This window comes from Halopelagius fulvigenes (genome assembly GCF_055398025.1).
This window is the reverse complement of sequence record NZ_AP043843.1, coordinates 1-22,787: the sequence shown is the minus strand read 5'-3', so window position 1 is coordinate 22,787 and position 22,787 is coordinate 1. Positions and strand designations below refer to the sequence as shown.

Below are 22,787 nucleotides of genomic sequence, written 5' to 3'. Positions count from 1 at the left end.
AGTATCGGATTCGTCATTTAGAAATAGAGAAAAACCGGTATTTAATTATCCCCCTTCTGAATACTTTACTTCATGAGGATACTGAGAACAACTGCAACCTTCTATCCCCACGTCACAGGACCATCATATCAAGCATATAGGATATCAGAAGGGTTAGAGGATAGAGGACACACTTCACCTATTTTTACGTCAGACTATAAGCCAGATTCCCAATTAGCTGGCTATCCACCTTCAATTGAATCGATCTCTGATTTTGGATTTGAAGTTAAACGATTTCCATCCGTATTTTCATTTCACCAATACCGAGTACCTCCTACCGCGCTCATTGAGTATTTAAAGGACGATTTTGATCTCGTCCACTGTCATGGATACCATAGTGCTATTAAAGATGTTCTATTTTTCGGCTTATTGATCAAAGATAAGCCGTTTGTACTACATGCACATGGGTCATTTGGAAAACACAAGGATCCAACGATCGAGGAGGACATCCATCTCAGATTATACGATTTGTTCGGAGAAAGAACACTACGTAGGGCTGATGCTGTTATTGTTTCTAGCTCGCAAGAAAGGAAAGAAGCGATCCAGTTTGGAGTTGACCCAGATAAAATACATATTGTTCCCGTTGGGAAGGACTTAGAAACATATACGAGTGTAGAACGTCACATCCCCTCGGATGAGCTTAGGATATTATTTGTGGGTCGCCTTGCTCCTCGACGTAATCTTGAGTTAGTCCTTAAAGGGATCAAACAGTTCCAAGATACACATCCTAATAGGAATCTTGAATTCCGTATCGTCGGAGGAGAAGACTCGCTCTCTGAAGCCAGCGGCGGCGGTTATAAAAGAGAGTTAGAGAGGCTCGCTAAACGTCTCGGAATAAGTGATGAAGTCAAATTTGTAGGACCAAAGTATGGTGATGAACTCATACAGGAATTCCGGACTGCAAGCCTATTCGTGAATCCGTCTCACTATGAAAACTTTGGTCAAGCGACTCTAGAGGCAGCGTTTGCAGGCTTACCTATTATTTCGACTCTAACAGGAGTTGCAAGTGATTTGCTCGAAGAAGGGAAGACAGGATATCCAATCCAAGACGCAGAGACTCTTAGTAATGCTTTATCCCAATTCGCTAAGGATTCCGATCTTATAGAGGAAATGGGAAATGCAGCTCAGCAAAAAGCGGTCGACAATTATACATGGCCACAGATCATAGATTCATACATTGAAATATATGAATCATTGATTTAACGCTAGAAACCGTAAGAAGATATCTGAAATTTTTGAAAGAAGCTCACTCTTGATCTACGAATTGTTCTAGCCAACAGGGAGGTAATGTCAGACAGGGGGTATAGAGCTACTCATCGATCACACCGCGATCTCTCATCAATGATATGAATTCAGAGATAGAGAGGATGATCACAGAGAATAGATAGAGAAGTGAGATCTTCGTTAGTTGGTACTTTGTTCTGGGCTCTGGTCTAAGATCAAGTGAATCAATCGATTCTTGTACCATACGCCTATTTTTTTCTACTTTTTCATTGTATTTGCCCTCCTTATTTAATATATTGTCAAATGACGATCTTAGATTCTCTTCGCTTAATTCGTTCAAATCTTTTATGTACTGATCTTCCTCATACCCTAGCTGTGTAAGTGTATCTCTGACTTTTGGGAGGTAAGAGATCCCGAGAACAGGTGTCTGAGATGCACTAGCCATTATTACACTGTGGAGCCTCATTCCAACTACTATATCCATATTACCGACTAATCCAAAGATTGTTTCTGGCCTGTACTCCTTTGAAAGCACGTGCCCATCGTTATTCATTTGTTCTTCGACCTTTCTAGAGGTCACGATATCGTTGTCGCTTCCCGAGAAGCTGAACGGAATGAACACGACCCTGTAATTATGCGTTGAAGCGAGGTAGTCCAAGAAGTTCGCGAGTTCTGAAATTCTCTGCTCGGTGAGCCCAAACTCCCTCACAGATACACCTAGTAAAGGTCTATCTTGGGTGATCCCGTTATCATTGAGTATCTCTTTAATATCTTCTGAGTTAGAGCTCCGTAGCGAGAATACAGGATCGGCAGATACGCTAACGGAATCTTGATTAACTCCTAGTGAAGCGACACGATCTTTCGACTCTTTATCCCGAACGATGACCGCATTTGCAAGCTGAAGAAACTTGCTTGTCAATTTTCGATTGAGGGGGTTGTTAATAGGTCCTATGCCGACAAACAAGTAGACTACAGGTGTATTTAACCAATGAGCGACTAATGCTGTTTGTAAATAGCGTACGATTGTTATGTTCGAATGGGCGTCCTGTAGCAGTCCACCGCCCCCAATAACGACAACATCAGATGATCGCACTGCTTGAATTGTCCTCTTAAAATCCGTCTTTGGCCACTTTGGACCAAAGTTTGGACGGTAGACTGGTTCTATATCCTCTTGGGAAGTAACGTTCTCTGGGTGTAGCGTGAACACCCATACCTTCTCAATATTGTAGGTATTCTTGAAAAGCCCGATAATTGATCTAAGTATCGCTTCATCACCAGTATTTTTCGAACCGTAAAACCCAGAGATACTTATTTTCATGATGAATTCATCTCCTACCGTCTATTTAAATATTCTCAAACCATCACAACCAAATAGCACCGTGAGTAAGATAATTCACATGAAGCCGAGAAGCCATATGCGATATAATCTTGAAAGTCTCTGGGAACAGGTTTTAACGCAGGGTGGACGGTTGGTGAACTTTGGGGTATCTCCTTACGACCAAGAGGGGGATGTTCTGATAACTGCTGATGCGTGTCGATACCATCTGTTTGAAGAGTTTGCTCCGAAAATTCCTGCTACAATCACTTCCAATCTCTAGAATCTATCTACTCCTGCAATAGTTAGAAATGAAGATCGATATCGTCACCCCGACATTCCCTCCAGAGGATGGAGGTATTGCTACACTAATCTCAGACTATGTAATATACTCTAATTTAGATATTACTGTAATCACTGATGTGGACGGTGCAAGCTCATTATACGGTGATAAGATAGAGATCATAGAAGTCAACAACATTCATGGCGCAGTAGGACTATTGAAACTTGCTCTATTAATCAGACAGAGGAAACATCAGACAGATTGGTTTCACTTTGCACATCCCATCCAATCTTTTGCTGGGTATATAGCTGGCGTCAACTATTCCGTCCACGCTCACGGTAAAGAACTGCTTGTTACCCAAGAGACACCTCAGTCTCGAGCTCAGCATTTCGTCACGAGAGTTGGCCTGAAGAATAGTAATACAGTTATTGCCGTTAGTGATTGGACAGAAAGAAAGCTCGCAGAGCTTGGTATTAACAATGTGACCGTTATCCACCCGGGGATTCCCTCTAGTACTATTCGATCTTCTGATAGTCAGATGGCTTCTCAAAACAAGCCGTCAAATCTAATCAAGGAACAGTTTAACATACCAAGCAAGGATCCAATACTTCTTACTGTTTCTCGTTTAGATCCCCGGAAAGGTCATGATCTAGTGATCGAGGCGATGAAGGAATTCAAATGTCATTACATAGTGTGTGGTAAAGGTGAAATGCAGGAGTCCCTCAAAAGCCTTGCTGAGCGTCACTGTGTCGACAACAGAGTTCACTTTGCGGGATATGTAGATGAGGATATGCTGACCAAGTATTACGACCTCTGTGATGTGTTTGTGATGCCAAGCAAGCATCTGGAGCAGCAAGGAAATATAGAAGGGTTTGGTATCGTTTTTCTTGAGGCAAACGCAAGAGGTAAGCCCGTAATTGGTTCAAACACAGGCGGTATACCTTCTGCGATTAAACACAACTCAACAGGACTCATAGTAGACCCTTCGGTCGCTGAGGTGAAGGATGCGATTGAGGAACTCGTATCGAACCCCACTCTCCGGGAGGAGATGGGAAGTCAGGGAAAACAATGGGCCCAGAAACATACCTGGGAACAGATCTCTAGTAAAATTGACGAACATCTCATGGATACATATGATCAATCTCAGAAGAAAAGTAACTGAATTGTTGGATGACAACGTACGCAGACATTCGTCATTTCTAATTTTAACTTCGCTATCAAATGCTGTCACTGGTCTAGTGTTCTGGACAGTAGCAGCACGATTATATTCAACTGAAGATGTAGGTATGGCTACAACTCTATTTTCAAATCTATCGCTACTGCTGATGATAGCTCAATTTGGAATCCCACAATCGATTATTCGCTATCTGCCGGAAAAGGACACGGATGACCTTGTTACTACCTCTATGATAATATGCGGTAGTACTTCTGCAGTGTTTGGTCTAATATTCATTGTGATTTCGAAACCATTATTGAAAAGTGATATACTAGTTGGAATTTCAGGGGTGTTTTTCATCCTATTTCTTATATCAGATATGTATGAAACTGTTCTGGGTAAGTGTTTCATGACACTGAGAAAGACAGAGAAGTACCTGATACAGAATTTGATTTTGGCTACACGAATTCTCTTCTTACCTATTTTTCTGATATATGGAGGTGCAATGGGTGTGTTTTCTTCTATTGGTGCGTCATTCGTTATTTCAAATGCTTATTCATGGTATAGTTTGAAGAGAGAGGGTCTTCGTCGGGGTGACTTCCGTAGTGACCTTGTTAGAGAATTACGGGATTTCTCCCTGGGGAATTATTCAATCGGTTTATTCCTCACAGTTCCCAACCATGTCATGCCATTGGTAATCCTTAGGAGCCTTGGTCCTGAGAGTGCTGCCTTTTTCTATATGGCAAATAAGATCGCTTCACTGTTATATACTGTTCCAATCGCATTTAGCAGCTCTGTCTTCATAGAGGGGAGTCATGGAAAAGAAATTCGGACTATAAGTAAGCAAGCCATTATCTCAAGTATTGGACTAATCCTCCCAGCGTTGATAATAATATCCATTTTCGCAAAAAATATATTGGGGATTTTTGGTGATGAATACACTACTGCCTCAACATTATTAATTTACCTCTCCATCTCGAGTATATTCATCACCGTTTTTCGGATTTATGTTTCTATCGAACGGATCAGAGAGAATATATCCCGCCTCGTTATCTTCAGTTTTGCAATTTCTGTTGGAGTTATAGGTATAGCTGGTCTGGGCCTCCCCAGATTGGGGATACAGGCCGTCGGCCTTGCGTACATACTGACATATGGCATAGCCTCACTTATTGTGAGCTTCATAATTCTTAGATGATAAATCAGGATGAGAGCGGTCATCCTTGTTACCGAAAAGGGAACGCACCTTTGGCCACTTACCGACACAAAGCCGAAGGGCAGGTCAATCTTGCCAGTGAGCCAACCCCCACATTGTCTCAATCAGTTAATCGACATAGGTACCGATAAGTCTGTTATGGTGATCGCTTGCCTTAAAGAAGAAATCATGGACCTGACGTTATGAGCATGAAGGAATCTCCTAATTATCTATACTCATCAGCTCCCAACAGAAAGAGCTCGCCCACGCACTCCTTATAGTTGAAAGGTGCATCGATGACGATTCCATGTTCATCCTTAGAGAGAATATGTGGGAGGAGGCCTCTCGATACGGAGCCTCTGGTACCAATAAATACAGCGAAATTACAGATGCCATTGAGAAGCCAGAGGATCCACCATTCAACCTGCTCATGACCGGCTTCTATACGTTCACAGAAGGATCTTCCACGCCTACCATCCGGTCTACCCTCTAAGAGGGTATTTGAGCGTTATTGCTGATTATTTAGCGGTAGATTGCTTCTAAAACCCTCGTGAGTACAGAGTGCTCTAAGCCGATATCTTCTATCTCTACTGGAATAGTAGCCCCCGATGGGAAAATTTTTCCTTTACAAAAGTAACTCTGTAACGCTTGAGTAGTAATGGTTCAGCCTCCAAGAAATCTTCTGAATTCTTGTCTCCTTACAGGAGATTCGGTAGATATTCCCTACGTCGCAGAGAGCGGTCTCCTGTTCTTGAAAGAGAAAAACGTGTTGTAGTTTTCTCGAGTACTCGGCGTCATCTCCGCTGAAGACATCCCTGCTTCGGGGACAACGCTATCCACGCCAAACCCACTCTGGCTTATGCCGATAAGCCAAAGTGAGCGTGGAGATCCGGAATACCGTTTTCTTAGGACTTGTAGACTACGAATTTGTTAGAATCACCTCAATCCAAAACCGGGTAAACCATATATCGATATACCAAATACGCTGTGTCGTTCCTCATCTTCAGTCGGCGATTTCTTTGGGAATCCCGACGGTCTCGACGAACTTATCGTCCTCAACGCCGGAGTTCGACATCGTCCCGTCGCACGTCCACAACTTCCGTCTCGAGGCGCAACTCTACAGCGAGGCCGGCAGGGTCGCCGCCCTCCGCCGCGCCCTGGACAAGCTCGACACGAGTACGACTTTGTCGTGATCGACTCGCCGCCGAACCTCGGCCCCTCGCCGACGGGACGCTCGTCGCTGCGGGACACGTCCTCTTCTCGAGTCATGCGAACACCACATCGCTCAGGACTCGCTCCGCATCCTCTTCGACGAAATCGACACACTCGAAGAGCGTCGCGAAGGTGTGTCGGTGACGACCGTCGGCACCGTCCTCAACGAGGTCGGTCAACACGGCGTCGCGACGGACGTCCAGGCGTAGTTCCACAACGTCTTCGGTGACGAGACGTCTTCGAGGTGTCGGACTGGGCGGTCGTCGGGCACGCCATCGAGTACCGCCAGTCTATCTTCGGGTACGACTCGGAGGATGCAGGTTACCCCTGGGATGCAGACAAGGCGAGTGCCCTGTTTGACATGTATGACCAGATCGCAGAACATGTCGAGGGGTACCGATGACGGACGACTGTGCTCGCGACGAGATGCGCAGTCGCTTCGATGTATACGAAAAAGGCGAGGGCGAGACAGAGGACGCAGAAGGTACGCAGCCTACACAGGACACGGACAACGTGCAACAGACCGGTCACACGCAGAACGCGAGTAGTATAGATGACGTGGACGATGCTGAGGACAAGAACAATACACGTGACCGCTCACAGAAGGAGAGATCTCTCTGAATATCTGTATGTTTATCATTCCTTACTTCTCGAATACGCTGTGGCATTACCATTTGTGTACACTTTATTGAATGTGTCAGTATTGTCCCACTTCTGCATGAATCTCTCGTTCGCTGGTTTAAATGGAGTGAGTGAAACGTCAAGAATCGCGACTTCAGTCTGCCGACTTGTTACTAACACGGTGTAGCTGTCCTCCGAAATTCGTTCATCCAAGACGTCACTAGGGTTTTGAACATCGTAGTAAACATTATCGAGCAACATCTCTGTCTTTTTGGGGTCCTCTCTTCGAGAATCAACTGTATATATTCTCTCAGGACCATATAGCATAAAAGAGGTTGAGAGCCGATAGTCACTGAAGACTGCTCGATCTGTTGGAGTATGACTTCCGACAGTCTCGATGGCCTCTGCTTCGGTGGTCGAAATCTGGTATGAGAGCGCTGGAGGGTATAGTGCAAGGCTGACTAAGCAGAGACAAATGGCTACTACTCCGAGAGTGCGAACTACGTTCTTGAACCGATGAGACGGCGCAGTAATAATAAGATGTGCGAGTAGAACTCGGCTAATCGGAATGCTAATCTGAAAAATACGTGACCGAATTCCAGTAATACCTAGCCAAATAAAGAGACCGCCAGCGATTATCGTTTGGGCACCATAAATTGCCGTAAACCCCTCATCTACTCTATCTGTTTTGTGGTGGTAGAATCGATACACAAGAAGAAGTCCAAAAAGAACAAATAACAGAATTATTGTCACTGCATTCACCAACTGAAGGTCACCGTAGAGTGGATTACGTTGGTAGAGATACGCTGAAGCAATGTCACTAGTAGAAGATGGGCGGAGAATCGACTGAAGATCTCCAAAGACAGATGCAAATCCTACAAGTATCCTAGTTGGTTCTAAGATCTGATTCTCAACAAGATAAACTGCAACGACTAACCAAATGAATAGGCCGTATCCTGCGAATTTTTTGAATGAATCGTGTCCTCTAATATACCCTACAACACCAATTGCACCAACAATAGTTAGTAGGTAGTAGGACCAGGTGTGATGGAGTGGAAAATACGACACCAAAAGGACGACATACACTGCTGAACGTCGTTTACCAAACCGTCGCTTACTGCTGACATCCACTAAGATAAGAACAACAATCAAATGAAACAGGACGACCGCAGCAGCACTACGTGCAGTTAATCCACGCATCCCGGCAAGCGGTCGACTCGCCATCGGAAATAGTGCATACATTAGCACAATTGCGGCATCAAAGCTTGAGAAACTCCCAGTAGAGACACGACGCCGCAGATGTACAAACGTGTAGATTGTTAATGGTATCAGAAATAGATATGGCCATGGAAACAGCTCATGAATGCGATCTGCTTCGCGAATCCCAGTTGTCCCCGTAATGAGATTCACCTGAGCAGAGTAAATTACGTTCATGACGTCGTGCAGAGCGTTATCCCGAAGCGCTCCTACCCAGGTTGGCCCTTGAACTTCTGGAGGTAACCTTCCCGTTGCAAAAATGTGTTGCCGCCCATAGGAACTAATTATTCCAAACTGAGCAGGTAGAGATGAAGCTCCCCAAACTCGGTGAGTAATAAGAGGATAAGCCAGACAAATTACAATAATGAAAATCTTAGAAATACGGCTTCTATCCACCCCTACATTACTCATATGACGCCATACGTGAAAGACGTATTAATACTACACGGTTCAGACCATTGAGAACTAGTCGAACGCACTGCCGTCACCTCGCAGTTTCCAATATCTGTTGTTTCCACGGTCCCAAACGGTGACGCCGGGTGTCCAGTTCCAGTCAGACACAGCGGGCGGACTCCTGGCGATGTTGTCCCACCCGAGCCCGTTTATGACGTTCAGGTTCGCGTTTCCGGTCGTACTCTCGCTTATTATTCCGCCTGCCACATCTTGCACAAGGTTTTGAGTTGCGTTTGCGTTGAACTCCACTCTATCAGGGAAGGAGCCATGAGTATGGCACTCCGAAACAGGATTTAAGAACCGTAGCCCCGCAGAAGTACATTCCTTCTCGGAGATTCCCTATACCTGTACGTTGTCAGCGGTGATGTCGAATCCGAGCGGTGGTTCGTTCGTCGGGGTATATCCCCCGTATGCTTTGGCGACGGTTTCGCCAATGAGCGTGTCTCTGTTCCTCCGATTTTGTAGGCACGGGTGGGACTTCAGTCGCTCCCGAGTCGAGCCCGATCCCGACAAGCAGGTCGTCCTGTCCCTGCGTGATCCCCGTTCTTCAGGTCGGGAGTTGTAGCGGACTGATAAATTTCGTTATAGAACAAACTTGCCCGTCCAGTCGTCTTGACTGCCCAAAACCCGGATTTATCTCGCATTCCCATATCCAAATCGGCCGGTATTGTCCACCTATTCAATCACGTAGTTCCCGGCTGTGTTAGGGGCTTCGTCGATGTTGGTGTCCCACGGATAGCACTCATCTCTGGCAACTCGAATCACCGAACCACCCGCCGCAGTATCAGCGTCAAACCAGCTTCGATGTGGTATCTTCGTAGTTAGCAACGTCAACGACAGGAATCATATCACTGTACACGCAGGCGTGTGTGCCGTTGAATCGGAGACGGAGAGCGGGACCGAGCGAGAGCGTAATCTGTTCGTTGTAATCGAGTCCATTAACCTTGCCGCAGATCAGTAACTCGGTGATGACATCGTTGTTAGAACCGTCGAAGGGGGGCCGTTAGAATGCAACGACGACTCCACGACCTCGTCTCAATTCTCCATGCTGCGAATTAAAAGCGAAGGAGATAGCGTCTCGACTAACGGCCGTTTGTTTACAACCACTATCCCCGTGTATTTTGGACGGTAGTAGTGGGTTCGTGACGTATTGGATCAGGAGGTGCCCGTGGTCCTAACGTGGACCATCGGAGCGTGCTAACAACATCGTTAGAACACGTCTCCTTCACCTCCAGTTGTGTTTGTGGACATGGTCGAGAAAAGGACGTCAAGGCGGTCGTTTGCGTTCGTGGTGTTCTCCTCGGAAGCCTTGTTGGCCTGTTCACCCAGGCCATCGGTATCTTCATCACCGCCATGGATGGCAGCTTGGACATCCTCCATCGCGTTGTGGAGCCCCGTCTTCGGGGTAACGAGTTTGTTCACCTTTTCGGTGTCGTCGAATTGGATGAGACCGTCTGAGAATTGGTCGACCGCCTGCATCGCACGCTTGACTGTCTGAGCAGCAGGGTAGGTCGGATCAGCAGTAGCCTCAAGGATCTCGTGGGCGTCCGTCGACCGGAGAACGTAGTGCTTCTCGGTGACGGTAACAAGCAAGCGGAGTTCGTCCTCGTCGTTGTTCCCGGCACGCCGGACCATCCGACCGAAGAGACGTGCGCCACGTCGCGGAGAGGCGTTGTTCCCGAGACGATCCTCGCGACCGTTGACGATGTCCAGCCACATTTCGTGGATGGGGAGCATTGTTTCGCGAACGTCCTCGGTGAGTGTAGCCGAGCCGGGACTCCCACTCGTCTCAGCAACTCGATCGATGATGGCACCGTTCGACTTCACCTCCTGGTAGAACTCGTCGTCCACCGCATCGGACCCAAAGACGACGGTATTCAGTCTCTTGCTGCGGTGAGACGCATTCGCCACAGACATGCCAACGGGGAGTTCTCCAATCCAGAGATCTTCGATCCGAGTGGCTTCATCGTTTCCCCGGAACTTGATGGATGGCCGCGCCTTGAGTTCCTCGCGAAGGCGTTCGTTCTCCGTTTCGAGCGCATCAATCCGAGCTGTAAGCTCGCGAACGTCAGCAACGATCTTTTCGCGGGAGACCTCAGATGGAAGGCTAGTGGGAGACATCAATCCTCGGAGTCAGTACCCAAGTGAGTTTCCCATCGAAGCGAACGACGTCCACCAGGGAATCCTCGGCCATTATGACTTCCCCTCCCTCTGGAGCTCGATCATAGGCACCCGATCGCCTGTGACCGTGATGAGACAGGGTTCCGCAACGGCTTCGCGACCGAGTTCACGCCAGACGGTGTGCGTGACAGAGTACACTTCCTCGATACACCAGAATTCAACCCCAGCAACGGCCGCACGCTCGAACGTAAGACGTCGCCGAGGAGCTGCTGTCGGGAAGTACTCGATGACGATCTCATCACTCACGGGCACTCACCTCTCCTACGAGAGTGTCGCACACGCTCTTACTGCGGTTGTCAATAGCGACATCCGTAGCGGTGCGGTTTCTCGCTTCAAGCGTCTTCCACCTACGGTCACGACAGACGATCTGAGACATCTATTCATCCTCCAGAGACCGCCCGTCACTATCCAGAGCCAATCGCTTCAACAGCGTTGAGTCGACGTGAGTGAGCACCATCTCACAAGGAATCTCTTTCTCCCGGTGAGCAAACTTCACGCGCTCGCGGTGTTTGCACGGACCTGGGTTATACCGATCAGAGGGGCACTCGCAAAATCCGATGATTGGATTGACGATGTACCGACGGTGTGCCGAATAAACTGCCACTTCGCAGTCGTTGTAGCACGCAGGATCATCGTCGACCACAATCATGTGCTCGGTGAGCGCGCGCACTTCGTCAGCAGTGAGGTCGTTGTGTGGGTCAGAGACAGTACGAGGAACAGTCATCAGTTAACCCTCCACACCTTGATGGAGTGGTGCATGTCGAGGATGACTTTGCCCGTGCGCTCGCCCGTCCACGCGTCGCGCTGATTGACGAGGAGGTAGGTGTTGGCGTTGGCCCAGTCGCCCTCCACCTCGACAGCGTGTTGGGTAACGGGCTCCGATTCGATAGTTAGCAGGTCACGGGTGCCGCTGTCGCGAACGACGAGCGGCTTCGTGCGGTCGTCCCAAACGACGCGGTCGCCCTCTGAGAGGGCGCGCACGTCCCTGATGACGGTGTCGATACGGTTTTCTTCCGGCAGAGTTTGGTTCTTCATGCTCGGTTGCTCCCGAGCACGGTCGGGTGGTGGAACACCCGGCCACCTTCTGCGATGGCCTCCCGTGCTCAGTTACATCTACGGCGGCATCGTACTAATAGGTATGCATGCTCGCAAACGTTTGAATACTCACACACGTTTTAAATTGTCAAAACGTTTTTGAATACGTAAACCGTATGTACATATGCAATGGGCGGTCAAACGCGTGGCCTAATGGGACGTTCTCGCGCTCTCCTGACGGCCACGGATCGAGAATACATCGCAAGTGACCCGGATCCTGATTCTGATGAGGAAAACTATCGGTACCAGGCAATCTCGCGCGTGCGGGACAGATTCGACGAGTTGGAGCAGGATGTAGAGGTGTTGGAGGAACATCATCCGCAGTTGCTTGCTGAAATGCGAGAAATCGTATGTGAACAGAACGATGAAAAAGAATAGCACCTGTGAATACTGTGGCGACGATTTTCGAGGTGAAGCTGGCCTTCGAATCCATCAAGCACAGGCGCACGACGATGAAACGTCGGCGGTTGTCCCCTGTACGTGGTTCGGGGGCGATGTTGCTGTGCGGTGTAGCAGGCCTCTGGACGTACCGGTGGGGAGGAGCAAACGGCAAATACGAGCGGTCCACGTCTAATAAGCCTAAAACGCGTCCTTCAGTCGGCTATCTATGACGTATCTAATTTGGTGATCCCCGGGACTACTAGCCTGACGGTTACGACGGCGCCGACGCTGCTACCCGAAGAATCGAAAGACTACAGGCAGTTTTGACATACGTCACACATCCATCCGAACCCTCTCGATGAAGGTTGTCGCACCCCCGTGCAACTTACAACGCATAGACTCCCACCCCCGAATGAGAACCGTATTGCAGCGCAACCGTTTATACGAATCTCTCGGCTGTTTTCAGGCCCTCAGTCGGAACAACATGATGGTTCTCCGAACAGTACTCGAGTATCCCCACCGCATCCAGCGTCGGGAGGTGGTTGTGGTGAAGCTCCACCGCCACTCGTTCGACATCCCAGTCGGTCAACTCGTCGAGCGAGACGCCCTCTCTCTCCGCAGTGACCCATCGGGCAAGAGACGAGAGAGTAACAGGGCGGTCTTCCCCGGTAAGAATACTGACGACGGCCCGTCGGGTTGCATCGCTCAAGGCCGCGAAGTAGTTGTCAATCGATTGTCCAGTCAGAGTGTCGTCTTGTGTGACCCCCATTTCTAATTCTCAGAATCTCACCCACCATTAAGTACTTTGTCATCGAGAGATTAGTGTGACACAGACTGTTTCCTATCTTTATCAGACTCGCCTGACTCAACAGAGATACTGAGGCTGACAGCGAGGTCCCCTTCTTGCTCTGTCGTCCACGCAGTCACGAGGGGAATGGAACTCTGACACAGCCATTTCAGGAGCAATCACAGCTCACAGAGATCCTGAGTGCTGCGTCCGGCCGGGAAAGACGCATATGCATTAAACGATCATCCCAGTAGCCAACGGCTGTGTCCGCGTTCAGCCTCGCTCCGTTTCTCACTAAGAGCGTGTGTCCCTGTTAGGTGTCTCTGACTTCTCGTTCAGCGGTAGTACCGTCAGTAGGTAGTTCCTGCAGACTGATCGTCTCATGACTGGTGACTGTGACCTCGTACCCCGCGTAGATGAATGAGAGTTCACCATTTGACAGCTGTTCTATGAGCAGATCCAACATATCAGGGTCGATAGCGTTGGAGAGACGAGGAAGCTCTAAAGCGTCGCTGTCACTGGTATCCGCGACGAGCTGGATAACTCGATCAGAGACAGGTGCTTTCATTTGTTCGATACATCATCAAGGCAAAGACATCACATAAACGTCCGTCAGACATCTGTCAGTACAAATTCGAATAGAGGAAACATACGTATAGAACATGAGATAGATGCCCGCTACTGCACTATTTCATGTAGTATCTGTACGGTCAGTTCGTGTCAGATACTTGGTTCGCGAGCAGACAACGCATAGCTCACGGGCAGAAGCCAACGAAGACACTCGTCCCTCACCTCCGAGCGCGTCACCTCTGCCGAGAAAAAGGCAGGACTGTTCGAGCACCTGTACTGTGTGTCGCCCTTAGCCGGGGAGAAAGATATTGAGAACGGCAACGACGACGCCAGCAAGCCCCATTCGAATGCCAGCGACGTACCACCGCTGACGCGAAATCGACGCCATGTACGCCCCAAATATGAAGAGGATGCCGACAGCGACGGCGACAGAGAGGATCGTCGCATGGAACAACGACAGTACTGCCCCTTCGAGCAAGAACGGCACAAGCGGTATCACGAGTCCAAGCAGTGGACCGAGCCCACTCATGAGTGCGTTGACGACTTGGTTACTCATTTTCTCGCGTTCGACCTGCGTATCGCGCAGATCGGTGAGCATCGCGTTCTCTGTTTGCTGAATCTCAGCCTGCATCTCTGCGCGTTCGATCTCCCAGACACTCCAGACGCCAGATGTGCAGAGGCCGACGGCGGCCCCAAGACCAATACTCACGACGGTCAAGCCGTCGGGCACTCCAGAGAGATATGCCCCAACGGTTACTCCAACCCCTGTGAGCGCACCGTCGAATCCATTCGAGACGAAGTATCGCCGCGCAATTGGTCCGATGCTAGCGGTTCTGATCTGCTGGACTAGCGACTCCGAGTCCGGATCAGGGTCCGAGTCTGTACCCATCAGTCCTGGGGCGTCTGCTTGTCCTCAACAATATACTCACCATATGCAGCCTGATCGACTGAATGAACACTTGCACCTGTGTCTTCGATCACCGCAACAACCGTGTCGTAGTCGATATCTTCGCCCTCAATGGTGAACTTGACGTTGCGCACCTCTTCATCCATCTCTAACAGAATTGCGTTCACGCCGCTCACGCCATCAGTTTCTGCGACTGCGTCGGCGATCGAGAGCATAGCCGGTTCGTGTGGCTTGAGGATATCTACGACGAGCTGACGAAGGGGAGCCATACAGTACTATTACAGGTTCGCATGATATGGATGTGTTGCCGGTCTTTTCGAGAACGCTGCAGGAGCAGAGGTCGTGGGCCGTCGGCTTCGTCGTCCCCTCCGTCGCGGTCATCGGCCTGTTACTCGTCTAGACGCAGGTCGGGGAGACAGCCACGACTCCTCCAGCCGCTCCTCGATCCCGTCTCGACGGCGCGTGAAAACGACGAGCTGTTGCCGCCTCTTCACCGACGGTCGATGCAGTGAAACGTACCACCAAAGGCACAGGCCAGGACTCTGGAGGTGGGTCGACCCGCCTCTGACAAGTCGACGTTCACTCTCGCGCCACGGTAGAGGTTCTCTCCCCAATCGTGCTTGTGACTCCCCGCATCACTCACGTATAGGCGGTTGGTAGTTCTTAAAGAGATCTTCAGGAGACACTTGGTCACTCTTTGCAAGATACGGCGCAACGGCATCCTGTACCCACTGTGGCTCAAAGGTCGTCTCGATCTGTTTTACTCGGCCATCGCGACCGCGTGATTCGATCCATGTTTCGACGAGCCCCATTGTCTCGAGATCCATGATAACTCCCCGAACTGCACGTTCGCCAAGGTGGAACTCAGCGTTAAATATCCCCCATTGCGTTGCAGCAGTAACCTGGGCTGTCGTGACAGGTTGGGCGGTCTCCTCCCTACCTCGATGATACGAGATAATTGCGATGAGCACGTAGAAATGGTTGAAGGGCAACCCCATGAGCTTCTCCTGAACTGCCGCCTGTTCGGTCGTCTCGAGATTCGTTGTAATGCACTCTTCGGTCACCACCTCTCGCCCCTCTTCGGTGGCGGTCTCGCCGGCCTGCCGAAAGAGCGTCAACGTCTTGCGAACGTCTCCCCAGCGGCGGGCAGCCTCGAGAATTGCTCGTTCACGCACAGGAGCTGGTAATGCTCCGTCACGAAACGCCTGCTCAAGTCGCGGCTCGAGAATGGCGTCTAGTTTGGTCTGCCCATAGGGTGGGAAGAAGATCTCCTCACCGCTCATCGCACTCCGGACTCGACTGTCGAGTCGGAGGTCAACGTTCAGTAATTCATTACTGAGCAGGAAGACCGAGAGGTTCAGGTCTCGTGATAACCGCCCTTCACCCCGAAGCAGGCGATAGAAGAACTCGTTGGGATCGTAGTTCGAGTCCTGGGCGATATGGTCAATCTCGTCGAGAATCAGGACGGTGTAGGCGGGGTACGCTTCGAGTGCCGTCCAAATCCCCTGAAAGACGCCATCCAATCCCGCGTACGCCTGCTTTCGTTCGCCCGTGAGTTCGAGGAGGATCTCATTTGCGGCGCTGAACAGCGTGCGACACTCCTTGAGGTTGACGTACTCGACGGCACAGCAGGGAGTGCGTGCGGCAAACTCTCGACAGACCCGCCGCGTCGTCATCGTCTTGCCCGTCCCCGGAGGACCATAGATCGACAGTGTCGTCGGCAGATACCCCTCGTGGACCCCGTTGAGGATGGTCGCTAACTGCCGCTCTTGGTCATCGCGGGCGATGATCTCCTCGGGTTCGGCAAGCGGGTCGAGCGCGCCTTTGTCGGCGAACACGCTCTGGTCGGGGCGTGTCCCGTCGAAGAGGTCGTCGTACTTGGTCATGGGGAGAAGATCGATTGGAGGGCGTGTTCATATGACATGGATTGTGTTTTTTTGGCGAGTTCCAGCGGAACTACGAGTGTGTATGTGTCTCATCGGCGCGGCGCTATGTGACCCTTTCGTCGAGGACGGCGGGGAAATAACGGTTCTCCCCCATCAGAAGTCACTAACGACGGTGCCTCCCCAGGACGGACTCCCCACCGATGAGCCGCGTTCGCCCTGAACGCGTGCTCATATACGCACGGAAGACATCACGACCGCCCGCCCAAGCGGTCGTCACGAAGACCGACCGACTTTAGTGAGCAGTTCCCGGTACCATTATCTAATGAGTGCTGACATGGATTGGCGTCTCCTCCTCCCAAAGTCCATCCGGACGTTCCCGCCGGATCTCGTCGCCGTCCTCGTTGTCGTTGTGGTAACATGCGGCGCCGTCACCATCCCAGGCGTTCGCGAGACACCGCTTCGCGTAATCGTTGGTCTCCCCTACGTCCTCTTTGTCCCTGGGTATGCGTTCATTGCTGCCCTGTTTCCAAAGGCAGGGGGACCAGCCGAAGCCGAATCGGATGAGTCCCCCGCACGCGACGAATCGGGTATTGACAGTCTTGAACGAGTTGCCCTGTCGTTCGGGACGAGCATTGCCATCGTTCCGCTGATTGGTCTCGTGCTCAACTTCACCCCGTGGGGAATCCGCCTCATGCCGATTATTCTCTCGGTCAGCCTCTTTACTGTCGGAGCGGTAGGCGTTGCCGCGCGACGACGACGAGCAGTCGCTGCTGACGAACGATTTACCGTACCGTACCGGCAGTGGGCGGCGAATGTGCGGACTGAACTCTTTGAACCGGAGAGCCGGTGGGATACAGTATTCAACGTCCTTCTCGTCTGCAGTCTCCTTCTTGCAGTCGGGAGTGTCGGATATGCAGTTGGGGTCCCACGGTCTGGGGAGACGTTTACGGAGTTTTCTCTGTTGACCGAGAATGAAAACGGTGAACTGGTGGCCGATGACTACCCAACCGAGTTCACCGCTGGCGAATCCAAGTCACTCTATGTCGGAATCGGCAACCATGAGGGAGAGAGAACCTCTTACACGGTTATCTCGCAGTTACAGCGTGTCCAGGTCGAGAATAACTCTACGACGGTAGTGGAGCGAACCGAACTCAGTCGGTACACGCCAACGGTCGCTGCGAACAGCACCTGGCGGACACAGGATACCATCACGCCGCGTATGACTGGGGAGCGATTGCGATTGACGTATCTGCTCTACAAAGGTGACCCACCCGCCTCGCCGACTGTAGAGAACGCGTACCGAGAGGTCCATCTCTGGGTGAACGTTACTGCACCGCAGCAAGGGCTGTGAAGACGCGAGAGAATACAGTGTAACCGCCGTTCTGTCCACTAACGTTCTATCGGAGGACCATCGCTCGGTCGCTCGCCGCCGACTGCAACCGTCCTACAGAAGATGGAGCTGTCGCGCTCGATACTACGAGGATGATGAGCGACGACCGGGTCACGGAGGCGACCTCCGACCGTGGACAATTGAAGAGAACAGCAGGCTCTCTCTGCGCCGTTCCAAGAGAGACGTACCAGGTCACTCACCACGCAAAAGGACTCACTTCGCCGAACCGTCGAGAGATCGGACGAGCGTCACCAATCCGGCTCTACCGACCGACCGATCGCTCGTCTGCCTGTCCACTCTGTGAAACACGGGATAGAGACAGTGCTGGCTAAGACAGACACGAGATAACAAAGAAGGAGTCGTCAGCTGCGAGGACGACAGGAGCAGTTACCGTCTACTGCCGTCCCGATCGTCTGTGAGAGAGTGAGCGCTTCTCTCAGTTATCTCTCCTGCGTCGCATCCCCGCCCATCCGGCGAGGGTAACGAGGGTACCGACGGTGATACCGAAGCCGAACCCTGGTGCGGACTCCGTCGTCTCCCCACCGGACGCGGTCTCGGTTGCGGCCGAGGTAGGAGTACTCTCTGTGGACGTCGCCGTCTCGGACGGAGTTGCCGTCGCCGTCGAGGTTGCAGTGGACGTTGCAGTCGAGGTTGCGGTGGACGGCGACGTCGATCCGTCCGTCGCCGCGGACGGGGTAGACGTCGCGTTCGCCGCTTGGACGCTCACGTTCCCGACGGAGGCGTTACCGACCGAGACGGTGTGCGTCCCGGGCGAGTCGAGCTTCAGCGAGAAGTTCACTTTGCGCCGTTCGCCAGGCTCCACCTTGACGGTCCGGTTCACTCCGGTCGCGTTCTGGTCTACGTACACCTGCGTGTCCAACTCGCCGCTGGCGTCGCCGGTGTTCTCGACGACGGCCGAGACGGTCACGGGTTGACCCGCGACGGGCGACGACGTGTTGATGGTCGCCTCCGTGACGTTCACCGAGGGTTCGCCAGCGGAGGATGAACCGCCACTACTGCCGCCTGCGATGTTTCCGGCGTCGTCGTCATCGTCGTCGTCTCCGCCACTACTGCCGCCCGCGGCGGCTCCAGCATCGTCATTTCCACCACCACTGCCGCCTGCGGCGGCTCCAGCGTCGTCATTTCCGCCACTACTGCCGCCCGCGGCGTTTCCGCCGTTGTCGCCTCCGCCACCATCGCCGGTCACGTCGACGGAGCCGCTACCGATGTTCACACCGCCGTCACTGCTGTCATCTCCGGACGTCTCCGTCGGGGCCGGCGTGGGAGAGGACGTATCGGTGGGCATCGCCGTCGCGTTCGGCGTCGATGTCGTATTCGGGGCAGACGTGAGCGTAGACGTCCCGTTCGGCGTGGACGTCAGTGTAGACGTCCCATTCGGCGTCGCCGTCGAGGATTCGACGCTCACCGTCATGTCGTCGTACGTCTGCGGTGAGAACGTCTTGCCGTTTCCGTTGGCGAACTTCGTGTCGCCCTTGGTGAACGAGATTTTAGTCGAATCGCCTGCTTTGCCGGTCACCTTGAACGTGATCGTCGCCAGTACCGGGTTGTCGGTCTCGGACGACCGAATCTGATTGAACGAGACCCAGCCCGCGTCGTTGTTCACGTTCGCCACCGGTTTCTCGAAGTCCGCGCCCTTCGAGACCGACTCCACCGTCACGACGCTCGGGTCGAAGGTGACGTTCGCCTGATAGCCGCGCACGCTCGTCGCGTCCGCCCGAACGGTCACCGTTACCGTCTTCTCGCCGGGCCCCCCGGTGACGGTGGTGTCGTTTCCGAGGGAAATCGCCGTCGAAGTGGACCCCGCCGAGGTGACCGCCACCGGCAGAGCGCCCACTAGAACGACGAGGGCGCAGGCGACGACGAGCGCGTTCGCGTGTCTCATTGTCCGCCCTCCGTCGCGTCTTGAATCGAGACGACGTCGCCGATATCGACGTCGCCGTCGCCGTCGACGTCCGCCGCCTTTTCGTCGATATCGACGTCCTCGCCGGCCACCGACCGCTGGGCGAGCTCCACGTCGGAGTCGTCCACGTCGCCGTCGCCGTCGACGTCGCCGTCGGCACCGCCGCCGCCGGACGCTCCGAAGCGTTTCTCGAAGGAGAGGTCGAAGCTAAACTTGCTGTCGCCGTCGTTTTCGAACTCGTTCCGGGAGGGCGAGTAGGTACGCACCTGGATCCGATCGGGGTTACCGCCTCCCGGTCGGAACTCGATGCGTCGGAGGAGACCGTATCCGCCGTTCGTCCGCTCCTGGTAGTTAGCCAGCATCTCGTAGACCTTCCCTCCGGAATTGTTCGTCGACACCTGATATGATTCGCCGTCGTTGGGGGTGTGCCAGTGGCCGCCGATGACCATGAACACCTGCGGGTTCGGCGCGACGAGTTCCTCCCAGACGGTCTGCCCGGAGTTTCCGTACCCGTTGGTTTCCTGAACGCTCGTTGTCCGTTTACCGCTTACTTTCAGGTACGAGTGCGTGGTGAGTATCGTCGGCCGGTTCGGGTTGTTGTCGAGTACCTGCTGGGCCCATCCGAGGGGCGTCGACGGATCGTCCGTGCTCCCCGGAGGTTCCCACTCCAGTCCGAGGTGGAGGAAGTCGTACCCGCCGGCGGAGAACAACTGGTAGGTGTTGAGGTTCTCACGGTTCGGGTTGTCGCTAGTCGGTCCGGCGCCGCCGAACCAGCTTCGACCCTGGTAACGCGAGGGGCCGAAGTACTTCTTGTACTTGGCGCTGGAGGAAGTTCGGTCCGCCATGCCGACCCAGTCGTGGTTCCCCGGAACGACCGAGTACGGGACCGTCCCATCGAGGGTGGAGAACGCCTTGTCCATGTACTTCCACTCCGCCTCGACGTCGGCGTGGTCGACCACGTCGCCGGAGTGAGTTACGAAAGCGATGTTCTCGGAGCCGCGGTTGTTGGCGATCCATTGGGTTTGATCGCCCGCGTACGGGGACTGGCGTTTGGCGTAAATCTGCGTGTCCGGGAGGGCAACGATGGTCCAGTAGTCCGAACTCTGAGCGGTACCGAGTGTCGAACCGAACGCCGTCAACCCGGCGCCGGCTCCGAGCGCTCCGAGAACGCGTCGTCTCGTCGGGGCCGACAGGGAGGCGTCGGCGTCGCAATCATTACCCATCCGTTTACACCCTCATGGAACCGCACGACTGAACGGTTAGCGAGGCACTCGCCGATCGATCGACCGTCGCTCGCTTCCGCGACCGACCGCGGTCCGGAGCGAGCCCCCGTGACAGTTCTGGTTGCTCACTAGTCAAACGGCACTCTGTGTCATACATCACAAGTATCCCTGAGAAGGGGTATTCAACGAACCCCGATAGTTATACCTTAGTTAAATTACAGATCCGTTGGAAAATCGTCGGAGACGTGGAAACGTGAAACGAAAAGGAGACCGCGCCGCAGTAACCGGTGGCGAGGCGAACGACCGCCGTCGCACCGTCGGGCGCCGAGAAACGGTTTCGGGTTAGTGAATCGTTTGCGCCGCCCTACGCGTTTCCAGCGACGTCACGGCCTCCACGAGGGCGGAGTCGAGGCTGCGGTCGCTCCAGTTACGTTCTCGCGGGATTTTCGCGCAGTACGTCGGGATGTCGTCGAACAACTCGCGGAATATCTCTCGCTCCCGGTCGATTACCCCTTCGAGCGTCGCAACCATGTCGCCGCCGACGAGGGCGTCATAGGCGTGGAAGTACTCCCGCATGCGGCCGTCCCACTCGTAGTTGGAGATGGCGGTGGCGCTCGACATCGCCTCCTCGGTCGATACTCGTTCGACGGCGAGGGTGTCCGCGTCCGGGGCCGCCTGCAGGAACATGATGTTGTCCACGGTCGATTCCTCGACGAACTCAGTGTCGGGGGACACCGACCTGACGTCGTTGAACGTCCGGTCGTTGTCGGCCAGGAGCATCTCGTTCAGGTAGGCGACGCCCATCTCGGGCAGCGACCCGCTCTTGTCGAACCGCTTGTCGAGGAATTCGTACACCTCCTGACGGACTCTGTCCTCGAGCCCATCGTGGTCCTGTTGGCGTTCGAGTTCCGGGAACGAATCGAAGTTGTACGGCCCGAGGTTTACCCCAAGCGGATATCCGACCGCGGACCCGTCCGCACCGACCCACAGGCGGTCGTCGGAGAGGAAGTCGGCGCCCTCTCGGATCAACGAGAAGAGCGTGTTCGTCTTGCCGGCCCCGCGCCACGCTGGGAACACCGTCGTCTGCCCGTCGAGACGAACGCCGGAGGCGTGTATCAACGCCTGGTCGCGTTCTATCCGGTGCTCTCGGATCTTCAGTTCCATGGGGTACGTCAGGTAGAACGGCTCGAAGCCGGTGGATGCGTGGATTCGGTTCCAACCGGGCTCGACCGCCATGTAGTCCGAGCCGTTGCAGACGACGAACTTCTCGCCTGTCCAGCCGTAGTAATCGTTCGGGAGGCCCAGAACCGTCTCCGGGTCCACGTCCTCGTTCGTCTCCCGAATCACCATGTCCGGTTCGCGGTCGGGCGAGGAGACTCTGAAGTGGTCGAACATCCGCCGGTACTGGGTGGCTGTGCGGCCGTCCTTTCCGACCACCTCCACCAGCAGGTCGTCGAAGAAGTCGTAGTAGTACTGCGTCATACGTTCTCTCCCCTTACGTCGGTCCCGGGGACCGGAGACTGTCTCTGAGAACGGTTCATTGTGGGTGCCGATAGGCCAGAGTCACCTATTGTTATATTACCCAAAATAGGTCACATATCGAGAGATGACTGTATGTTGAGAAGAGTATTCTCCGGAACGAAACATAACTCAACCGTTGTTTGAGCCCGGTTTGACCCGCTTCCCCAGTAAAA

The 22,787-nt window shown here is 53.0% G+C and carries 21 protein-coding genes; 6 read left to right on the top strand and 15 right to left on the bottom strand.

Going from position 1 to position 22,787, the window contains the following annotated elements; genetic code table 11:
• The first annotated feature begins 72 nt into the window (after window positions 1-72).
• Window positions 73-1,242 carry a glycosyltransferase family 4 protein gene (locus ACZ522_RS00765; RefSeq protein ID WP_464391678.1) on the top strand — a complete coding sequence of 390 codons (1,170 nt, stop codon included), beginning with the start codon at window positions 73-75 and terminating at the stop codon, window positions 1,240-1,242.
• Between the two features lie 106 nt (window positions 1,243-1,348).
• Here the strand turns inward: ACZ522_RS00765 and ACZ522_RS00760 are convergent, their stop codons facing one another.
• A complete protein-coding gene (locus tag ACZ522_RS00760; protein WP_464391677.1) occupies window positions 1,349-2,581 on the bottom strand; it encodes a polysaccharide pyruvyl transferase family protein in 1,233 nt (410 codons plus the stop codon).
• A 308-nt stretch (window positions 2,582-2,889) separates the two neighbouring features.
• On the opposite strand from ACZ522_RS00760, the gene ACZ522_RS00755 reads away from it, so the two are divergent.
• A complete protein-coding gene (locus ACZ522_RS00755) occupies window positions 2,890-4,023 on the top strand; it encodes a glycosyltransferase family 4 protein (RefSeq protein ID WP_464391676.1) in 1,134 nt (377 codons plus the stop codon).
• A complete protein-coding gene (locus ACZ522_RS00750; protein ID WP_464391675.1) occupies window positions 3,995-5,212 on the top strand; it encodes a lipopolysaccharide biosynthesis protein in 1,218 nt (405 codons plus the stop codon). The genes ACZ522_RS00755 and ACZ522_RS00750 overlap by 29 nt, the downstream gene beginning before the upstream one ends.
• A 1,262-nt stretch (window positions 5,213-6,474) precedes the next feature.
• On the opposite strand, the gene ACZ522_RS00745 is transcribed toward ACZ522_RS00750, so the two are convergent.
• Window positions 6,475-6,603, bottom strand: a complete 129-nt coding sequence (locus ACZ522_RS00745) for a hypothetical protein (RefSeq protein WP_464391674.1) — start codon at window positions 6,601-6,603, stop codon at window positions 6,475-6,477.
• Window positions 6,604-6,820: 217 nt separating this feature from the next.
• On the opposite strand from ACZ522_RS00745, the gene ACZ522_RS00740 reads away from it, so the two are divergent.
• Window positions 6,821-7,042 (top strand): hypothetical protein, encoded by a 222-nt coding sequence (locus ACZ522_RS00740; protein ID WP_464391673.1) that lies wholly within the window; start codon window positions 6,821-6,823, stop codon window positions 7,040-7,042.
• A gap of 15 nt (window positions 7,043-7,057) precedes the next feature.
• Here the strand turns inward: ACZ522_RS00740 and ACZ522_RS00735 are convergent, their stop codons facing one another.
• The 5 genes from ACZ522_RS00735 to ACZ522_RS00715 form a co-directional block, all read right to left on the bottom strand.
• Window positions 7,058-8,710 (bottom strand): hypothetical protein, encoded by a 1,653-nt coding sequence (locus ACZ522_RS00735; protein ID WP_464391672.1) that lies wholly within the window; start codon window positions 8,708-8,710, stop codon window positions 7,058-7,060.
• A gap of 1,251 nt (window positions 8,711-9,961) precedes the next feature.
• On the bottom strand, window positions 9,962-10,873 hold the full coding sequence (locus ACZ522_RS00730) for a hypothetical protein (RefSeq protein ID WP_464391671.1): 912 nt from the start codon (window positions 10,871-10,873) through the stop codon (window positions 9,962-9,964).
• 72 nt (window positions 10,874-10,945) lie between these two features.
• Window positions 10,946-11,179, bottom strand: a complete 234-nt coding sequence (locus ACZ522_RS00725; RefSeq protein WP_464391670.1) for a hypothetical protein — start codon at window positions 11,177-11,179, stop codon at window positions 10,946-10,948.
• 130 nt (window positions 11,180-11,309) lie between these two features.
• Window positions 11,310-11,582 (bottom strand): SWIM zinc finger family protein, encoded by a 273-nt coding sequence (locus ACZ522_RS00720; RefSeq protein ID WP_464391748.1) that lies wholly within the window; start codon window positions 11,580-11,582, stop codon window positions 11,310-11,312.
• A 74-nt stretch (window positions 11,583-11,656) separates the two neighbouring features.
• Window positions 11,657-11,968, bottom strand: coding sequence for a hypothetical protein (locus ACZ522_RS00715; protein WP_464391669.1), 312 nt, complete (start codon window positions 11,966-11,968; stop codon window positions 11,657-11,659).
• A 189-nt stretch (window positions 11,969-12,157) separates the two neighbouring features.
• On the opposite strand from ACZ522_RS00715, the gene ACZ522_RS00710 reads away from it, so the two are divergent.
• Window positions 12,158-12,406 carry a hypothetical protein gene (locus ACZ522_RS00710; protein ID WP_464391668.1) on the top strand — a complete coding sequence of 83 codons (249 nt, stop codon included), beginning with the start codon at window positions 12,158-12,160 and terminating at the stop codon, window positions 12,404-12,406.
• Between the two features lie 442 nt (window positions 12,407-12,848).
• Here ACZ522_RS00710 and ACZ522_RS00705 read toward each other — a convergent pair whose 3' ends face one another.
• The 5 genes from ACZ522_RS00705 to ACZ522_RS00685 form a co-directional block, all read right to left on the bottom strand.
• Entirely contained in the window at window positions 12,849-13,178 is a 330-nt protein-coding gene (locus tag ACZ522_RS00705; protein WP_464391667.1) for a DUF7344 domain-containing protein, read from the bottom strand.
• Between the two features lie 331 nt (window positions 13,179-13,509).
• On the bottom strand, window positions 13,510-13,764 hold the full coding sequence (locus ACZ522_RS00700; protein WP_464391666.1) for a HalOD1 output domain-containing protein: 255 nt from the start codon (window positions 13,762-13,764) through the stop codon (window positions 13,510-13,512).
• A 291-nt stretch (window positions 13,765-14,055) separates the two neighbouring features.
• Window positions 14,056-14,655 (bottom strand): VIT1/CCC1 transporter family protein, encoded by a 600-nt coding sequence (locus ACZ522_RS00695; RefSeq protein WP_464391665.1) that lies wholly within the window; start codon window positions 14,653-14,655, stop codon window positions 14,056-14,058.
• On the bottom strand, window positions 14,655-14,942 hold the full coding sequence (locus ACZ522_RS00690) for a DUF211 domain-containing protein (protein ID WP_464391664.1): 288 nt from the start codon (window positions 14,940-14,942) through the stop codon (window positions 14,655-14,657). Before ACZ522_RS00690 ends, ACZ522_RS00695 begins: the two co-directional genes overlap by 1 nt.
• Before the next feature lie 366 nt (window positions 14,943-15,308).
• On the bottom strand, window positions 15,309-16,559 hold the full coding sequence (locus ACZ522_RS00685; protein WP_464391663.1) for a Cdc6/Cdc18 family protein: 1,251 nt from the start codon (window positions 16,557-16,559) through the stop codon (window positions 15,309-15,311).
• A 322-nt stretch (window positions 16,560-16,881) separates the two neighbouring features.
• Between ACZ522_RS00685 and ACZ522_RS00680 the strand changes: the two genes are divergently transcribed.
• Window positions 16,882-17,910, top strand: coding sequence for a DUF1616 domain-containing protein (locus tag ACZ522_RS00680; protein ID WP_464391662.1), 1,029 nt, complete (start codon window positions 16,882-16,884; stop codon window positions 17,908-17,910).
• Between the two features lie 475 nt (window positions 17,911-18,385).
• Here ACZ522_RS00680 and ACZ522_RS00675 read toward each other — a convergent pair whose 3' ends face one another.
• The 3 genes from ACZ522_RS00675 to ACZ522_RS00665 form a co-directional block, all read right to left on the bottom strand.
• Window positions 18,386-19,852, bottom strand: coding sequence for a cohesin domain-containing protein (locus tag ACZ522_RS00675; RefSeq protein ID WP_464391661.1), 1,467 nt, complete (start codon window positions 19,850-19,852; stop codon window positions 18,386-18,388).
• Entirely contained in the window at window positions 19,849-21,093 is a 1,245-nt protein-coding gene (locus ACZ522_RS00670) for a metallophosphoesterase (RefSeq protein ID WP_464391660.1), read from the bottom strand. Before ACZ522_RS00670 ends, ACZ522_RS00675 begins: the two co-directional genes overlap by 4 nt.
• 342 nt (window positions 21,094-21,435) lie before the next feature.
• Complete coding sequence (locus tag ACZ522_RS00665; RefSeq protein WP_464391659.1) at window positions 21,436-22,575, bottom strand: hypothetical protein; 1,140 nt, start codon at window positions 22,573-22,575, stop codon at window positions 21,436-21,438.
• Between the last annotated feature and the right edge of the window lie 212 nt (window positions 22,576-22,787).

Coding starts and splice junctions, on each gene's coding strand:
- ACZ522_RS00765 (WP_464391678.1), top strand. CDS start 73: ATGAGGATACTGAGAACAACTGCAACCTTCTATCCCCACGTCACAGGA.
- ACZ522_RS00760 (WP_464391677.1), bottom strand. CDS start 2,581: ATGAAAATAAGTATCTCTGGGTTTTACGGTTCGAAAAATACTGGTGAT.
- ACZ522_RS00755 (WP_464391676.1), top strand. CDS start 2,890: ATGAAGATCGATATCGTCACCCCGACATTCCCTCCAGAGGATGGAGGT.
- ACZ522_RS00750 (WP_464391675.1), top strand. CDS start 3,995: ATGATCAATCTCAGAAGAAAAGTAACTGAATTGTTGGATGACAACGTA.
- ACZ522_RS00740 (WP_464391673.1), top strand. CDS start 6,821: ATGACGGACGACTGTGCTCGCGACGAGATGCGCAGTCGCTTCGATGTA.
- ACZ522_RS00735 (WP_464391672.1), bottom strand. CDS start 8,710: ATGAGTAATGTAGGGGTGGATAGAAGCCGTATTTCTAAGATTTTCATT.
- ACZ522_RS00730 (WP_464391671.1), bottom strand. CDS start 10,873: ATGTCTCCCACTAGCCTTCCATCTGAGGTCTCCCGCGAAAAGATCGTT.
- ACZ522_RS00720 (WP_464391748.1), bottom strand. CDS start 11,582: ATGATTGTGGTCGACGATGATCCTGCGTGCTACAACGACTGCGAAGTG.
- ACZ522_RS00715 (WP_464391669.1), bottom strand. CDS start 11,968: ATGAAGAACCAAACTCTGCCGGAAGAAAACCGTATCGACACCGTCATC.
- ACZ522_RS00710 (WP_464391668.1), top strand. CDS start 12,158: ATGGGCGGTCAAACGCGTGGCCTAATGGGACGTTCTCGCGCTCTCCTG.
- ACZ522_RS00705 (WP_464391667.1), bottom strand. CDS start 13,178: ATGGGGGTCACACAAGACGACACTCTGACTGGACAATCGATTGACAAC.
- ACZ522_RS00700 (WP_464391666.1), bottom strand. CDS start 13,764: ATGAAAGCACCTGTCTCTGATCGAGTTATCCAGCTCGTCGCGGATACC.
- ACZ522_RS00695 (WP_464391665.1), bottom strand. CDS start 14,655: ATGGGTACAGACTCGGACCCTGATCCGGACTCGGAGTCGCTAGTCCAG.
- ACZ522_RS00690 (WP_464391664.1), bottom strand. CDS start 14,942: ATGGCTCCCCTTCGTCAGCTCGTCGTAGATATCCTCAAGCCACACGAA.
- ACZ522_RS00685 (WP_464391663.1), bottom strand. CDS start 16,559: ATGACCAAGTACGACGACCTCTTCGACGGGACACGCCCCGACCAGAGC.
- ACZ522_RS00680 (WP_464391662.1), top strand. CDS start 16,882: ATGAGTGCTGACATGGATTGGCGTCTCCTCCTCCCAAAGTCCATCCGG.
- ACZ522_RS00675 (WP_464391661.1), bottom strand. CDS start 19,852: ATGAGACACGCGAACGCGCTCGTCGTCGCCTGCGCCCTCGTCGTTCTA.
- ACZ522_RS00670 (WP_464391660.1), bottom strand. CDS start 21,093: ATGGGTAATGATTGCGACGCCGACGCCTCCCTGTCGGCCCCGACGAGA.
- ACZ522_RS00665 (WP_464391659.1), bottom strand. CDS start 22,575: ATGACGCAGTACTACTACGACTTCTTCGACGACCTGCTGGTGGAGGTG.